Here is a 14390-nt window from a genome sequence, read left to right on the forward strand (position 1 = left end):
CTCACGCACCCCCGTCCGTGTCGACGGTCTCGTCCAGCTCGTCCATCTCGTCCAGCTCGTCCATTTCGTACACAGTCACTTCACCGCCGGCCAGCACCGGCGTGAGCAGCAGCAACTGCGCCGCCGTCGGCCTGCCACCGACCACCGCCGCGACCGCCGCGTATCCACGCCCCGAGGCGATGGGGCGCATGGTCGTCGCCGCGGCGGGAGCCGTGGCCGTCGGGTCCTGCGCCGGCTCCTCGACAGCCGGAGCCTCGACAGCCGGCTCCTCGACGTCGGCGGCGGGCGCGGTCAGCCCGGGGATCAGGGGCAGCCCGGGAATCGACGGCAGACCGGGAATCGACGGCAGGCCGGGGATGCCCAAAGCACCCGGAACCGTCGCGCCCGCATCGGTTCCCGGCAGGCCGGGCACGACCACGGTCGGCGCGGGCCCGGCGGCATCCAGCCAGCCGGGGCGCATCTGTTCCGGGTACACCTGCTCGGGGGCCTCGGTCGGCACGGTCGGGCCGCCACAGCGCGGACCGGACAGATCGCCGTAGCGGGGGCAGTCCTCGGCGGTGTACTGCTGGAACGGGGTGAAACTCACGTCCATCTTCCAGACCATCTGTTTCTTGGGGCCCCAGGTGAACACCGAGGCCAGCGCGGCCAGGGACTGGTTGAGGTTGCGCGCGGTGTACGGAATGGCGTCGGGATCCTCGGCCAGACCGCCGAACAGGTCCCCGAGGCCGGGCACCAGATCCTTGGCGGCATTCGGGTTCCGGGCGAACAGGCTGTTGACCGAATCCACGGTGCCCGAGGCGTTGGCCAGCAGGGCGACCAGATTGCTCCGGCGCTCGGTCAGGGTCTGCGCGGCGGTGACCGATTCGGTGAGCACGCCGACGAGTTCGGGCGCGGACTGGCTCAGCGCGGTGGTGGCCGCGCCGAGATCGCCGAGCAGTTCCCCGATGCCGGGGATCGCCCTGACCTCGGTGATCCAGCGGTCCAGGCGCTCGATCGTCGACCCGGGCACCCGCGCGGCCGGATCGAGCGCGGCGGCCAGGGTGGCCAGCACCCGGCCCAGCTTGGCCGGCTGGATGTTGTCGAGCACGTCGCGCAGCACGGTCAGCGTCGTCTGCAACTGCATGGTCTCGGTGCTGGTGTCCTCGGCGATGGACGCGCCCGCGGTGAGCACGGCGCCGGAGCGGCCGTTGTCCACCAGCTCGATCGCGGAGACGCCGAAGATGTTGTTCGGTATGACACGCGCGGTGACATTCGCCGGAATGGTCTGCGCGGCAGCCGGTTCGAGATGGATGTCCACCCGCTGACGCTGCCCCTTGGCCACCACCTCGACGGCGTCGACCCGGCCCACGACCATGCCGCGGAACTTCACGTCGGCCCGCTGCGGCAGACCGTCGCCGGTACTGGTCAGGTCGGCGCTCACCGGCACCTTGTCCTCGAAGTAGCCGTTGTAGCGCAGCACGAGCGCGCCGAGCACCAGGGAGAACGCCACGAGCATGGCCAGACCGGCCAGAGTGAGCTGGCGCGCGGTCGCGCCGCGGCCACTGGGATCGAGTAACACCTTTTCCCCTATCCCGAGATCCGGAAGCCGGGGTCGATGCCCCAGATAGCCAGTGTCAGGAACAGATTCGCGAAGACCATCACGACGATGACCATCTTGATCGCCTGCCCGGCGGCGACCCCGACGCCTTCGGGGCCGCCGGAGGCGACATAGCCGTAGTAGCACTGGATGAAGGTCGCCAGCAGGACGAAGATCACCACTTTGAGCAGCGAGAAGAACACGTCGGTGCCGATGAGGAACTGGAAGAAGTAGTGGTCGTAGGTCCCCGCCGAGGTGCCGCCCAGGAACAGCACCGACAGCTTGGTCGCCATATAGGACGTGGCCAGGCCGATGGTGTAGAGCGGGATGATGGTCAGCGTGGAGGCGATCATCCTGGTGCTGATCAGATACGGCAGCGGGCGGATCGCGATGGACTCCAGCGCGTCGATCTCCTCGGAGATGCGCATCGAGCCGAGCTGAGCGGTGAACCGGCAGCCGGCCTGGATGGCGAAGGCCAGCGTCGCCAGGATCGGGGCCAGCTCACGCGTCGTCGCGAAACCGGAGATCGCGCCGGTCAGCGGGCCCATGGTGAGCAGATTCAGCGCGTTGAACGACTCCATGCCGACGGTGATCCCGCCGAACGCGCACAGGATCACCACCACGCCGATGGTGCCGCCGCCGACGACCAGCGAGCCGTTGCCCCAGCCGATGTCAGCGGTCAGCCGCAGCACTTCCTTGCGGTAGTGCTTGAGCACGAACGGAATCGCGCCGAGGGTCTGGAAGAACGTGATCGCCTGATGCCCGAGGCGCTGATTCGCCTTGTACGGCACGGCCAGCGCGTTGCTCGCTATCCGCACGGGCTTGAGCGCGGGCGGGGTGTACTTGGTCCCCACCTCAGACCACCTTCGTCGGGAACAGCGTGTTGTACAGCTGGGTGAGAATGATGTTGGTGGCGAACAACATCAGCGCCGAGGTCACCACCGCGGAGTTCACCGCGTTGGCCACACCGCCCGGACCGCCCTTGGCGTGCAGACCGATGTCGCAGGCGATGATCGCGGTCAGCGCGCCGAAGATCGCCGCCTTCACCAGCGCCACGATCATGTCGTTGGCCACCGCGAAGGAGGCGAACGAGCCGATGAACGAGCCCGGCGTGCCGGACTGGGCGTAGACGTTGAACATGTAGGCGGTCGCGAAGCCGACGAACACCACGAACCCGCACAGCAGCATGCTGACCAGCACCGCCGCCAGCAGTCGCGGCGCGACCAGCCTGCGCACCGGGTCCACGCCCATCACCCGCATGGCGTCGATCTCCTCGCGGATGGTGCGCGAGCCGAGGTCGGCGCAGATGGCCGAGCCGACCGCGCCCGCGATCATCAGCGAGGTCACCAGCGGGGCGCCCTGGCGGATGATGCCCAGGCCCGCGACCGCGCCGATGAAGGTGGTCGCGCCGACCTGATTGACCAGCGCGCCGATCTGGATGGAGACCACCACCGCGATCGGGATCGCGACGAACACCGTCGGCGCGGCCGAGACATTCGACATGAACGCGCACTGCTTGATGAACTCGTGGTAGGGGAACCGCCGGGCGACGATCGAGCGGAAGAGCTCGATCACCGCGGCCCGGCCCAGGCTGACCTGACGGCCGAGGGTTTCCAGGGACTGCTGCGGATGCCGCTTCCACAGTCCCTTCACATCATCGACGGCACGCTCGAGATCGGTGCTCGCCGAAGGGCGTTCGGTGGTTGTCACGCTGCCCGCGTTCCTTTCTGGGCTTTTCGCCGCTTGCCTCGCCGACCGATGGCGGTCTTTCCCTGCGAGTGCGCGGAGCGTGTGCAGTCTCCCATAGCGGAGACGCGCCTCACAAGCTGTAAGTGAATAACTATTCTCGGAATCGAACTACCTGGTTCGAGCACGCGGCAATCCCTGGACAGCGCCCGCCTCTCCCGGAGTTATCGCAGTTCACTGCACCCAGGAAGGCAGTGGGAGATTCTTGCCGCGCACTACTCATCGCCGGAAAAAGTTCCTGCAAATTACGATGGGGTGCCGGAAGATCAGGAAGAGCTCAGGCCGGATTGCTCAGATACTGCTGAAGGAAGTACAGCCCCGCACCGAGCGCCGCGACACCGGCCGCCGCGGTGGCGAGCACCGCGATCCACAACCCGAAGCGCAGCACCGGATTGACCTCGATTCCTCCGCCCAGAATCCTGATACCGGAGACCAGGATGTCGATGAGCCAGACCAGAATCATCATGTCATCGTCACATTCGCGAAGATGAGCACCGGCCAGCAGACGATCGAGCCGAGGAACGAGATGATCACGTCGATGCCGTGCATATCGCGTAGGTGCGAGGTGTGCGTCAGGCTCCACACCAGGCCGATCAAGCCGTACGGGATCGCGAGGATGATCAGCGTGCCGAGGAACTCCGACACCTTCATCTCATAACTGAATATTCGATCCAGCTTCTTCAACACTGAAGTGCTTCCTTTCCGTCGCGCAGGCCGGTCCATCGTCGGCTACCGTGGCCGGCCGGGACGCCCGGGCCGTATGTTACTCATGATTCACGCTGCTGCGGAAGAACTTCAGCGAATCGGATGTCCGCTCGACCATCGTTTCCTCTGCTCACGAGGGCCGAGTGGCCCCGGAAAGAAGTTACCAAATATTCTCGCCATACCTGTTCCGACCGAGAAGAATCGTCAGTAACATAGCATCGCGGAGCGGGGTGCGCTGCCGCATCACCAGACGACTCGGGCCTCGGCGCACCCCGGCCGCGTGGACGACAGGGAAGGACTCCCATGACCGCCGTAGCCCGGGACGATCACCGGCACGAACCCGCACCGCTGACCAAGGAACAGACCCGCATCCTGATCCCGACCGAGCATCGGCCACTCACCAAGAAGCCGTTGAAGCTCTCCGACGCACTGGACTTCTGGTCGTTCGCGGGCGCGGCCGCCAATGTCGCGATGCAGATGGCACATCCGGGCGTCGGCTACGGCGTGGCCGAGAGCAAGGTCGATTCGGGATCGCTGATGAAGCACCCGTGGAAGCGTGCGCGCACCACGACCACCTACCTCGCGGTCGCCATCCTCGGCACCGACGAGGAACGCGCGGCGTACCGGGAAGCGGTGAACGCCGTGCACCGGCATGTGCGCTCGGAGCCGGGCGCGAAGGTCAAGTACAACGCCTTCGACCGGCATCTGCAGTTGTGGGTGGCGGCCTGCCTCTACATCGGCTTCGAGGACACCTACCAGCTGCTGTCGGGCAGGATGAGCGACGAGCAGGCCGAGCAGTTCTACGCCACCGCCTCCACGCTGGGCACCACCCTGCAGGTCACCGAGGACATGTGGCCGGCCACCCGCGCCGAGTTCGACGCGTACTGGAACAAGGCGTGCGAAGAGGCGGTACTCGACGACTATGTGCGCGAGTACATCAACGCCCTCATCGAATTGAAGATGATCGCCTGGCCGCTGCGGGTGACGTTCCGCAGCCTGCTGCGCTTCCTGACCACCGGCTTCCTCGCGCCGCACTTCCGCGAACAGATGCAGCTCGAGTGGACCGCCGCCGACCAGCGCCGCTTCGAGCACCTGTTCATGTTCGTCGGCTTCGTCAACCGGTTCATCCCCCGGTTCATCCGGCACGCGGGCAGCTATGTACTGATGGGTGACCTGAAACTCCGCAGGCGGCGGCGCAAGTATCTAGTGTGATCGCATGCGCGTCGTGGACATGCACCGAACGATCGCCTCGCCGATCGGCGAGGTGTTCGACTGGATGACCGATGCGACGAACTATCACCGGGTTCCGGCGGTTCGTCGCGTCATCCTCGTTCGCCCCGGCGACACCCACGGCCACGGCGTGGGCGCCATCCGCGTCGTCCACACTCCTCTGTTCCGGATGACCGAGGAGATCCTCGAGTTCGAACGACCCACGTTCATGCGTTATTACATTCCCCGCTCCACGCCCCCGCTGCGCCACGACGAGGGTTTCATGCGGTTCGAGGAGGTGCCCGGCGGCACCCACGTGCGCTGGTACACCCGGTTCGAGGTGAAGGCACGGTTCGCCTCGGACCTGTTCACACTGATGATGGTGCCGCTGATCACGACCGGCTTCAGGTTCGCGTTGGACACCTGCGAGCAGGAACTGCGGCAGAACAAGAAGAACTGAGTATCCCGGCCGCACAGACCACGAAGCCCTCGTCTCAGGACGAGGGCTTCGCGCAGTTCACCGGACACCACGGCATGCTCGCGGGTTCGGGCACCGGAACCGCAGAGCCGACCGGGCCGCCATCGGCATCGGCATCGGCATCGAGAGCCGACCCCGCTTCGATACCACGCGATCGCGGCCGGACGAGTCCGCCGACGTCCTGGTCGACCGTTTCGCCGGGCCGCCGTAGAGATCCTCGCGGGCTGCGCGGGCAGGCGTGGGTGACCGATGCGCCCAGGACTCAGGTCGGCGGAGCCGGCAGCGGAATCGAAATACCCAGCGGCAGCTCGATACTCGGGCCGGTCGGCGCGGGAGCGGGAGCAGCAGGGGCGGGCTGCAGTCGCGCGCCGTCCGACGGCGCGGCCGGGGCGGACTGGAGCGGCGCACCGCCCTGCGGGGCGACGGGGGCAGGCTGCGACTGCGGAGGGGCGGGCACAGGGGCGGGCAGCGTTTTCGGAGCGTGCTGCGTACCGGGTGTGTCACACAGCAGTCCGCACGACACCGCACCGATCCCCGGCAGATTCACCAGAACCGGTGGCGCCGGGTCGGGCACGGTGGTCGGAGCCATCGGCTGCAAGCGCAGCGTGCGCGAACCCGGTGCGGCGGCCAGCACTTCGGCGCCGCCGCCCGGACGCGACGGTGAGGTCGGGCTCGACGGCGGGACGAGGCCGGGGGCGATGGTGACCGGGCGGGGTGCGCCGCCGCCGCGGTAGGCCGCCGACCAGCTCAGCACATCGGCGGCGTAGGACATGGAGTTGTTGTAGCGCAACACCGCCCGCAGCTCCTGCTCGCTGTCGGCGAGATTCATCCCGCCCGAGCACAGATACTTGCCCGCCGCCAGCGCCGAGTCGAAGACGTTCTGCGGGTCGGAAACCCCGTCGCCGTTGCCGTCGGCGGCATACAGCGCCCAGGTCGAGGGCAGGAACTGCATCGGGCCGACCGCCCGCACATAGCCGCCGTCGGCGGCCGCGATGATCTCGTTGCCCGGCAACGTCCCATCCAGGGCCGGGCCGAGAATCGGCGAGACCGCCGTGCCCGCCGCGTCGGTGCGCCCGTTGTCGGCGTGCGCGGATTCGATACGCCCGATCCCGGCCAGCAGATGCCAGCGCAGCCCGCAGCCTGGCATCGAGGATTCCAGCGCCAGTTCGGCGTTCCGATACGCCGCAAGCACGATCTCCGGGATGCCGAGCAGTCCTCCCGTGCGCGGCAGCGAGATCTCCCGCAGCGCCACCTCGGTAGCGCTCGGCGACCCGTCCGCGGGTGGGGTGACACTGCGCAGCGACCGCGGCGTGTCCGCGGCGACGGTCAGCAGGCCGACGGTGCGGTCGGCCCCCGGTTCGGGAAGAGCGGACAGATCCGGACGCGCCTCGGCCGCGTTCGCGCCCAACGCCTCGGAACCCGACATGAGCAGTCCCGCCGTCAGCAACGCCGACGCGGTCAGTGGAGCAGATCTACGCATACGACCCCCGGCCTGCCGCGTCCGCGCGGAGGGGCCCGCGCAGGCGGGCACCACAGCCGGGACGACGACGTCCACCGGCTTCGGGATGCCACCTCGACATCCTCCAGCCGCAACACCAAATGAGAACAGTAGTTAACATACCGGATTGAAGGCCATCATGTAAGCCTCGTCACGCTCGGAATAGCCAATCACTTATGTGACGACCACCGCGTAGTCCCCCCGTCCACCCACACCGACCGGCGGGAGCGCGGGCGTCGCACTCTCGCCGGCAGCGGACTCCTCGATCAGCGGCTCGACGCGCCCCGACCGCCCGCCGCGTCGAGGGTTTCCCGAACAGCCGCGGCGACGGCCCGATAGTCCCTGCGCAGAATCTTGTCGTGGTTGCTGGCGACCTTCGCGCTCACCTTCACGTTCGGGTTGCCGGCGAGCACCGGATCCAGCGAGGCTCTCGCCTGTTCCATCTCCCCGTTGCCGGTGCCCAGACCGTCGCCGGTGGCCAGGATGAACCGTACCGGGCAGGTCAGCCGCGTGAGGACCGGCACACTCGCGGCGGCGACCTCGTTGGCATCGATGTTGACCTCGGCGTGCTGGTCGGCGCTCATCCGCGCGGCCATCCCGAACGGGCGCGCCAGCGGCAGCACGAACCGCATCCGGCGAAACAGTTTCCGGATCCGCTCCCGGCCTTCTTCGCCGGTCAAACCGCAGGGCGCCGCGTCCACGGTCACCACACCGACGATCCGGTCGGGATGCCGGTCGGCCCAGTGCCACGCGAGGATTCCGCCGTAGGACCAGCCCACCAGCAGCGGCCGGTCCACGCCCCTGGCCGCGAGGACGGCATCGACGTCGCGCAGCGCGGCCTCGAAGGAGTAGTCCGAAGACCGCTTCGACGCGCCGCGCGCTCGCCCGTCGAAGGTGATGTGCCGGAAGCCGTCACCGAGGTCGTCGATCACCGGCCGCCAGGGCCGATGGTCGGCGTAGGCGCCGTTCAGATAGACCACCGGACTGCCCGAGCCCCCGGTATCGGTGACCGCCAAGGCCGTGTCGTCGACCGCCACCATGCCCTTCCACGTCGCACCGGCGCGAGAGATGCCGTTCCTCGTCATCGTGCGACCTACTTCCCTTCGGCGACGGCGCGCTCGACAGCACTGTTCAGCCGCGCCCGCTCCCGGTTGAGCCACGATTCCTCTTGGTAATTCCGCGCGAACGTCTCGATGAACTCCACGGGATCCTCCCCGACGACCTCACGTATCGGGGTCCCGGCGGCCGCGCTCTGCTCGAACAGGTCGGCGAGGTCTTCGAGCATCGAGACGCCACCACCGGGTCCCGCGTACATCAGGTACCGCTCGAACGCCTCGACCACTGTGCGGTAATTCGCGGGCAGTCGCCCCACCCGCGCCTTGTACTGTCGCCACCTCCGCTTGTCGCCGACCTCGCCGATCACCTTCGAGGTGAGATCCGAGATGTTCATGATTGCCTGCCTCCTTGCGCACGAAGCTGATCGAGCCGTTCCGCGAGGAAGCTCCACGTCCTCCAGAACTCATCGAGATATTCCTGTCCCTCGGCGTTGAGGGAGTACACCTTTCGCGGGGGCCCCTTCTCCGAGGGGACTTTCTCGACATCCACGAGCCCCTTCTTCTCGACCCTGACCAGCAAGGCGTAGATGGTGCCCTCGGCGATGTCGGAGAAGCCCCGCTCCCGCAGCCACGCGGTGATCTCGTAGCCGTACGCGGGGCGCCCGGACAGGATCGCCAGGACGATGCCCTCCAGCGTTCCCTTGAGCATCTCCGTCTCCTGCTTGCCCACGCACACCTCCTTTCACTACTCAGCGTCACTGACTACCACTAGATAGTAACACTTAGTAGTGGTTGGTCAAGCGATCCGGAGGCTTCCTCGGTACCTTCGTCCGGTACCCATCGGCACGCGCGTTCGGCGAAGTCGGAACTGCGCGGGGAGGACGGACACATGGGCGTACGAGATCTGCTCTACGCGGCGAAACGCCGTATGTACAAAGACAATCGGGTGGGATGGCTCGCCCGGGTGCTGAACCGGGCATCGGAATGGATGTACTCGGCGGGCGTGCTCTCCCCCGGCTACGCCATGACCCTCGAGGTGGTCGGCAGGCGCACCGGTCGCCCGGTGAAGCTGCCGATCGTGGTCGCCGAGTACGAAGGTCAGCGATACCTGGTGTCGATGCTCGGGACGGACGCCGGCTGGGTGCGCAATGTCCACGCGGCGCACGGTCGCGCCTTCCTGCACCGGCGCGGCAGCGAAGCAGTGCAGCTCACCGAGGTCGCGGTGGGGGAAAGGGCACCGATCCTGCGTCGCTATCTCGCTGTCGCTCCCGGCGCCCGCCCGCATTTCCCGATCGACCGCACCGCCACACTCGAGGAGTTCGCACGGATCGCGGACCGGTATCCGGTCTTCCGGATCACCCCCGCGGACTGACCCGGCCTTCTGCTCGTCATCGCCGCGCCTGCCCGGAATCTACGGCGCTCGACGCGGTCTCCCGGTGGGATCGGGGTGGCGGGCGAGCACTGCGGCGGCGGTAGCAGCAGTGACAACGGCCGGCACGGCCATCGTGACGAAGAGAGGCGAGGGCAGGAAGCGCAACGCCGCTCTCATCTGCCTGGCCCGGCGACGCCGCGACGTCCTCTACGCGATGCTGAAAACCGAGCAGCCCTAACGAGTTCCCGCACCGATTCCGGCTTGACCGCCGTACACAGAGAACCCGATTCGTCCATGCTGACAGGCATGGCAAATCGATGGGTTGGGATCACGATCGACTGCGCGAACCCCACGCGACTGGCATCGTTTTGGAGCGCGATCCTGAGTATCCCCGCCACCGCCGAACATGGCGATGACCCGGGATGGGCAACCCTCGGCTCGCGGTTCGACGACAGGCCGCGCTTGACCTTTCAACGAGTGGCCGAGCCCAAGATCGGAAAGGTCCGCATCCACCTCGACATCGAGGTCGACGACATCGAAGCCGGTCGCCGCCAGGTGGAGAACTTGGGCGGCCGCTGGTCCGGCGAGCGGCACGACTACGACGAAGGAGTTGTCATGGTCATGCGCGATCCCGAGGAGCACGAGTTCTGCCTGGTCCAATACTTCCATTGAGACGCCGACTGGTCGCTGTACGGTTTGACGAAACCCATCGGGACATTCCCACGGGAGTCGCGGCCCACGCTGCGCACCCGCGCCACCACCGTGGATGCACCACCCGCTGTAGTGCGGTGAGCCCTCCGATCGGCTCGTGTCCTGGTAAGGGCATTCGGCTACGAACAGCCCGGCCGGGTCGAGTGCCGCACTCACAGCAGTGACAACCGGTTACCCTCGCGCCTGTGGAAGATCCGGACGAACTGCTGAACCGAGTCCTGGAATTCGCCCTCGATCATGCGGGAATCGAGGTTGTCGTGCAGACAGGATCGCGGGCGCGAGGTCGGCGCGTGGACGCCCTTTCGGACCTCGATATCGAACTCATCGGCCACGGCACAGCAGCGCTGGTCGGCAACGACGACTGGCCGACGACCATCGCGGACGTCCTGGTCGGCATCCACCTCGCCAACGAAGGGCCGGAGGAGCCCGACTGGCCTACCTGCCTGGTCGTCTTCGCGGGCGGACGCAAAATCGACTTCACGCTCGCCGGAACGGAGCGGATCGAGCGGATGGCACTCGACGGTCTGGACAGCCTCTACGAGCGCGGCTATCTCGTGCACCTGGACAAGACAGGTGTTACTCGCGGTCTTCCCGTTGCCCCTGTCGTCCCGGCGGCGCCACCGCTCCCCGATGCCGACGAGTTCGCAACGAACCAGAGGGAGTTCTGGTTCGAGGCCACCCAAGTGCCGATCTACCTCGCCCGTGGCGACTTGTGGCCGGCGGGCCTTCGTGAAGCGCAGATGCGTGCGCTCCTGCTCACCATGCTCGAATGGAACGCCCTTGCCCGCTCCCACCGCACGCTCGATGTCTGGTACGACGGCCACCACCTCGACGAATGGCTCCCGGAACGCTACCGAGATCGCATCGCGGCCACGCACGCCCGCTACAGCGCGGAAGATCTGCTGCGCGCCCTCCGCGAACTGGTCGATCTCTACGCCGAGGTAGCCGAGGAGACAGCCACGCTGGTGTCTGCAGAACCGCTCGCCCTGCGTTCCTCCATCGCCGCCCACATCACCTCCGTCGTAAACGGAACATGACCTCGCCCGTCGACCGGCATGGTCGTTCCGATCCTCGCTTCGAGGCGAACGGTCCGGTCGATAGGGTGTATCCCGTGCCGATACGCGCGAAGATCTGCGGGATCCGATCCGAGGAAGACGTGCGCGTCGCGGTGGAAGCGGGGGCCGACGCGATCGGATTCATCAGCGGGGTAACGCATTTCAGCGAAGACGCGTTGGATGGAGACCGGGCAGCGGAACTTGCCGCGCGTACACCGCCTTCCGTCACCAAGGTGTTGGTGACGCACTTGGCGGACGCCTCCTCGATCGTGCAGCTCGCCGATCACATCGGCGTCGATGCCATCCAGGTACACGGATTGGTCACCGAGGACACTGTCCGCCGGGTACGCGCCTCGGCCCGTGGACGGAAAGTGCTGCGCGCGGTGCATGTGACCGGACCCGCGGCGATCGACAGCGCACTGCGCGCGGCTTCGATCTGTGACGGCATCGTCCTGGATTCCCGAACCGGTGATCGTCTCGGTGGCACCGGCAGAACCCACGACTGGTCGATCAGCGCGCGCATCGTGCGCGCGTTGGACGGCTCGGGGTGCTCGGTGATCCTCGCGGGCGGGCTGCATCCCGGCAACGTCGCCGAAGCCATCGCGGCGGTCGCGCCGCACGGCATCGACGTCAACAGCGGAGTCGAATCGCCCACGGGCGACAAGGATGCGCGGGCGTGCGCCGCGTTCGTCGCGGCGGCTCAGCGGATATCGGGACCGCGCGGATCCTGAGCCGCCGCTATCGCCAGGCGGCGGTGTCGGGGTCGACGCCGTGGGTGCGTGCGCAGGCGTCGATGCTTCGGCGCAACCAGGTGGCGAGGCCGGGACGGATGTCGTCGTAGTGGGCGGCGAATGCGGGATCGGTCTCGTACTTGCGACCGAGACAGACCTGCATCTGCCTGGTCAGGGTGAAGTACGCAGCAGCGAACACCTCGCGGTGCCGCTCGACGAGCTGGTTCGCTTCCGGGCTGCCGGGCGCTACCCCGACGTCCATCGCGTCGGCGAAGGCGCGGTCGAGGTCGGCGACGGTGTCGGCGACGGCCCGCCATTCGTCCGCACCGCGTGCGGCCGCGCGTTCGGCGTACTGCTGCCATTGTGGCGTGTCGCCGTAGTGCTGACGAGCTTGGGCGGCCCAGTCCGGGTCCCATCGGGGGCCGAAGATCGCGGCCTGCTGCTCGACGGTCAGCAGCAGGCCGCGCTCATGGGCGTCGATCATGCGGTCCAGGCCCGTGGCGAGTCGCCGGAGGCGGTCGATCCGTTCGGCGACCTGGGTTCGCTGCGCGCGCAATGCGGCGGGCACGTCTGCGGTCGAGTCGTCCAGGATGGCTCCGATCCTGTCCAAGCCGAGGCCGATCTCCCGGTAGACGACAATGCGGTGCAGCCGTTCCAGATCGCCTGCGGTGTAGAGCCGGTAGCCGGCCCGCGTGCGCAGTGACGGCCGGGCCAGACCGATCTCGTCCCAGTGATGCAGTGCCCGGACGGTCACGCCCAGCCGTGTCGAGACCTGACCGACGGTCAGGCCATCGGCGTCAGCGGTCTCGGGCACGTTGTCCATTGTCGCCGGGACCGGCGTCCGGTGCGGTGATCCCGATGGCCGCGAGGTTGCGCGCCTCCTGGCTGTCCGGATCGAAGGGCTTCGCGGCGGTCAGGACGATCCGCGCGTTCTCGGGGGTGATCACCTCGACATCGCGGGTGTTCCACGGCGTGTCTCGCGGGCCGTCGACCGAGTCCGGGCGCAACGTCCGGCAGGCCCCGGCGAGGGCATCGACCTCGCCGAGCACGCAGGCGAAAGAGACGCTCATCGCCGGTGGGTGCGCGGGGACGTGCGCTTCCGAGACGAGCAGGACGTCCTGGAACGCCCACCGGCGCAGGTGCACGAGCGTGCCGGGGATGCCGAACAGTTCGAAGAACCCGAGTCCGCGAACCCAGAAGTCCACCGACGCGGGCAGATCGGTGGTGGGGATCGTCACGAAGGCGGGCATTCCGTAGATGCCCCGAAAGGGCTCCGGCGCCACCGCGTCCGGACCGGGAGTGGGGACGGGACTGATCTCGAAGGCGTTGTAGTAGTCGCTCACGCACGCCACCCTCCGGCCTCACGCAGCGTGAGGGTCAAGCTTTTTCCGAGAAGACCTCGTCGAGAGTGGAGGCGGTGAGCAGGCGCTGAGACCAGGTCAGCAAGTGCGCGACATCGGCGCTGCGGATGCGATCACGGATGTGGGCCGGGATCGGACCGAACTTCGTCGACAACTGTCCCAGCAAGACTTCGACGTGTCCTTCGGTACGCGCTTCAGTGCGGCCTTCGGCGCGACCTTCGGCGCGGAGTCGTTCGGCGGTTGTCATGATGACCTCCTTCGCTCGGGGACCGAGCTTATCGATCACGGGGCCCAGATCGTCTTCGCTGGTCTCGCCCACAAGGAAAATGTACGTCACCAGGGATTGCAGGTCATCCAGGCCACCCGGGGCGGCCGGATCTTGCAGGTCCCCCAGCCACGAAGTCAGGTCCTCGCCCAGGGTGCGGTTGCCTGCGGCGATCTCGTGCAACACCAGCGTCAGCCGGGCCGCTGGGGTGAGGGGGCGGGATCGCAGGGTGGGCAGATCGACGGTGGTCAGGTCGTCCAGGATCAAGCGCAGGTGCGGCAGGTGCTCGGCAAACTACCCGCACCCTCCGACACGGAAGTCGAAGGGGCGCACGGCGGTATCGGAAACCCGGCCGGGTCGACCGGGGTGCGGGCCGGGAGGCCGCGGCGCGGTCATTCCCCCTGGGTGGCGGCGATGAGGGACAGGGGACGCATGTCGAGCCAATGGGTTTCGACGTAGTCGAGGCAGGCTTCGCGGGAGGCCGCGCCGTGGGCGATCTGCCAGCCGGTGGGGACGGCGGCGAAGATCGGCCACAGGGAGTGCTGGCCCTCGTCGTTGACCAGGACGTAGAACTCGGCGGTGTCGTCGTCGAACGGGTTGCTCATGGGGATTCCTTTCGGGAAACGGC

General features: G+C 67.5%; 19 protein-coding genes. 6 read left to right on the top strand and 13 right to left on the bottom strand.

Annotated elements, in window-relative coordinates; genetic code table 11:
- Position 1: 1 nt before the first annotated feature.
- The 5 genes from NS3_RS03480 to NS3_RS03500 all read right to left on the bottom strand — a co-directional run bounded on the left by NS3_RS03480 (position 2) and on the right by NS3_RS03500 (position 4009).
- The gene (locus tag NS3_RS03480) at positions 2-1558 is read right to left on the bottom strand and encodes an MlaD family protein (protein WP_067853358.1); all 1557 of its coding nucleotides are present in this window, start codon (positions 1556-1558) and stop codon (positions 2-4) included.
- An 8-nt stretch (positions 1559-1566) separates the two neighbouring features.
- A complete protein-coding gene (locus tag NS3_RS03485; protein ID WP_067853361.1) occupies positions 1567-2430 on the bottom strand; it encodes an ABC transporter permease in 864 nt (287 codons plus the stop codon).
- Between the two features lies 1 nt (position 2431).
- Positions 2432-3286, bottom strand: coding sequence for an MlaE family ABC transporter permease (locus tag NS3_RS03490; RefSeq protein ID WP_067853364.1), 855 nt, complete (start codon positions 3284-3286; stop codon positions 2432-2434).
- Positions 3287-3599: 313 nt separating this feature from the next.
- A complete protein-coding gene (locus tag NS3_RS03495) occupies positions 3600-3788 on the bottom strand; it encodes a hypothetical protein (protein WP_067853367.1) in 189 nt (62 codons plus the stop codon).
- Positions 3785-4009 (bottom strand): hypothetical protein, encoded by a 225-nt coding sequence (locus tag NS3_RS03500; RefSeq protein WP_067853370.1) that lies wholly within the window; start codon positions 4007-4009, stop codon positions 3785-3787. The genes NS3_RS03495 and NS3_RS03500 overlap by 4 nt, the downstream gene beginning before the upstream one ends.
- Positions 4010-4330: 321 nt before the next feature.
- Between NS3_RS03500 and NS3_RS03505 the strand changes: the two genes are divergently transcribed.
- On the top strand, positions 4331-5239 hold the full coding sequence (locus NS3_RS03505; RefSeq protein ID WP_067853372.1) for an oxygenase MpaB family protein: 909 nt from the start codon (positions 4331-4333) through the stop codon (positions 5237-5239).
- A 4-nt stretch (positions 5240-5243) separates the two neighbouring features.
- Complete coding sequence (locus NS3_RS03510) at positions 5244-5696, top strand: SRPBCC family protein (RefSeq protein WP_084494996.1); 453 nt, start codon at positions 5244-5246, stop codon at positions 5694-5696.
- A 280-nt stretch (positions 5697-5976) separates the two neighbouring features.
- Here NS3_RS03510 and NS3_RS03515 read toward each other — a convergent pair whose 3' ends face one another.
- From NS3_RS03515 to NS3_RS03530, 4 genes are all read right to left on the bottom strand, one after another.
- On the bottom strand, positions 5977-7194 hold the full coding sequence (locus NS3_RS03515) for a lytic transglycosylase domain-containing protein (protein WP_067853599.1): 1218 nt from the start codon (positions 7192-7194) through the stop codon (positions 5977-5979).
- 284 nt (positions 7195-7478) lie between these two features.
- Positions 7479-8297 (bottom strand): alpha/beta fold hydrolase, encoded by an 819-nt coding sequence (locus NS3_RS03520; protein ID WP_218018184.1) that lies wholly within the window; start codon positions 8295-8297, stop codon positions 7479-7481.
- Between the two features lie 8 nt (positions 8298-8305).
- Positions 8306-8662 (bottom strand): DUF1048 domain-containing protein, encoded by a 357-nt coding sequence (locus NS3_RS03525; protein ID WP_067853375.1) that lies wholly within the window; start codon positions 8660-8662, stop codon positions 8306-8308.
- Positions 8659-8997: a PadR family transcriptional regulator gene (locus NS3_RS03530; RefSeq protein WP_067853378.1), complete on the bottom strand. Its 339-nt coding sequence runs from the start codon at positions 8995-8997 to the stop codon at positions 8659-8661. The genes NS3_RS03525 and NS3_RS03530 overlap by 4 nt, the downstream gene beginning before the upstream one ends.
- A gap of 159 nt (positions 8998-9156) precedes the next feature.
- Between NS3_RS03530 and NS3_RS03535 the strand changes: the two genes are divergently transcribed.
- The 4 genes from NS3_RS03535 to NS3_RS03550 all read left to right on the top strand — a co-directional run bounded on the left by NS3_RS03535 (position 9157) and on the right by NS3_RS03550 (position 12136).
- Positions 9157-9639 (top strand): nitroreductase/quinone reductase family protein, encoded by a 483-nt coding sequence (locus tag NS3_RS03535; protein ID WP_218018185.1) that lies wholly within the window; start codon positions 9157-9159, stop codon positions 9637-9639.
- A 306-nt stretch (positions 9640-9945) separates the two neighbouring features.
- Positions 9946-10311: a VOC family protein gene (locus tag NS3_RS03540; RefSeq protein WP_067853381.1), complete on the top strand. Its 366-nt coding sequence runs from the start codon at positions 9946-9948 to the stop codon at positions 10309-10311.
- Between the two features lie 224 nt (positions 10312-10535).
- Entirely contained in the window at positions 10536-11387 is an 852-nt protein-coding gene (locus tag NS3_RS03545) for an aminoglycoside 6-adenylyltransferase (protein ID WP_067853384.1), read from the top strand.
- A 74-nt stretch (positions 11388-11461) separates the two neighbouring features.
- The gene (locus NS3_RS03550; protein ID WP_067853608.1) at positions 11462-12136 is read left to right on the top strand and encodes a phosphoribosylanthranilate isomerase; all 675 of its coding nucleotides are present in this window, start codon (positions 11462-11464) and stop codon (positions 12134-12136) included.
- 7 nt (positions 12137-12143) lie between these two features.
- Here the strand turns inward: NS3_RS03550 and NS3_RS03555 are convergent, their stop codons facing one another.
- The 4 genes from NS3_RS03555 to NS3_RS03570 all read right to left on the bottom strand — a co-directional run bounded on the left by NS3_RS03555 (position 12144) and on the right by NS3_RS03570 (position 14367).
- Positions 12144-12959: a MerR family transcriptional regulator gene (locus NS3_RS03555; RefSeq protein ID WP_067853387.1), complete on the bottom strand. Its 816-nt coding sequence runs from the start codon at positions 12957-12959 to the stop codon at positions 12144-12146.
- Positions 12934-13479 (bottom strand): VOC family protein, encoded by a 546-nt coding sequence (locus NS3_RS03560; RefSeq protein ID WP_067853391.1) that lies wholly within the window; start codon positions 13477-13479, stop codon positions 12934-12936. The genes NS3_RS03555 and NS3_RS03560 overlap by 26 nt, the downstream gene beginning before the upstream one ends.
- A 34-nt stretch (positions 13480-13513) precedes the next feature.
- Entirely contained in the window at positions 13514-14029 is a 516-nt protein-coding gene (locus tag NS3_RS28245) for an RpnC/YadD family protein (RefSeq protein WP_084494997.1), read from the bottom strand.
- Between the two features lie 125 nt (positions 14030-14154).
- Positions 14155-14367 (bottom strand): MbtH family protein, encoded by a 213-nt coding sequence (locus NS3_RS03570; RefSeq protein WP_067853394.1) that lies wholly within the window; start codon positions 14365-14367, stop codon positions 14155-14157.
- Positions 14368-14390: the final 23 nt, after the last annotated feature.

This window comes from Nocardia shimofusensis NBRC 100134 (assembly GCF_001613125.1).
Taxonomy (GTDB): Bacteria; Actinomycetota; Actinomycetes; order Mycobacteriales; family Mycobacteriaceae; genus Nocardia; species Nocardia shimofusensis.

Excerpts from the sequence above, each read along its gene's own strand:
- NS3_RS03495 (WP_067853367.1), bottom strand. The coding sequence starts at position 3,788 with ATGATGATTCTGGTCTGGCTCATCGACATCCTGGTCTCCGGTATCAGG.
- NS3_RS03505 (WP_067853372.1), top strand. The coding sequence starts at position 4,331 with ATGACCGCCGTAGCCCGGGACGATCACCGGCACGAACCCGCACCGCTG.
- NS3_RS03510 (WP_084494996.1), top strand. The coding sequence starts at position 5,244 with ATGCGCGTCGTGGACATGCACCGAACGATCGCCTCGCCGATCGGCGAG.
- NS3_RS03515 (WP_067853599.1), bottom strand. The coding sequence starts at position 7,194 with ATGCGTAGATCTGCTCCACTGACCGCGTCGGCGTTGCTGACGGCGGGA.
- NS3_RS03520 (WP_218018184.1), bottom strand. The coding sequence starts at position 8,297 with ATGACGAGGAACGGCATCTCTCGCGCCGGTGCGACGTGGAAGGGCATG.
- NS3_RS03525 (WP_067853375.1), bottom strand. The coding sequence starts at position 8,662 with ATGAACATCTCGGATCTCACCTCGAAGGTGATCGGCGAGGTCGGCGAC.
- NS3_RS03535 (WP_218018185.1), top strand. The coding sequence starts at position 9,157 with ATGGGCGTACGAGATCTGCTCTACGCGGCGAAACGCCGTATGTACAAA.
- NS3_RS03540 (WP_067853381.1), top strand. The coding sequence starts at position 9,946 with ATGGCAAATCGATGGGTTGGGATCACGATCGACTGCGCGAACCCCACG.
- NS3_RS03555 (WP_067853387.1), bottom strand. The coding sequence starts at position 12,959 with ATGGACAACGTGCCCGAGACCGCTGACGCCGATGGCCTGACCGTCGGT.
- NS3_RS03570 (WP_067853394.1), bottom strand. The coding sequence starts at position 14,367 with ATGAGCAACCCGTTCGACGACGACACCGCCGAGTTCTACGTCCTGGTC.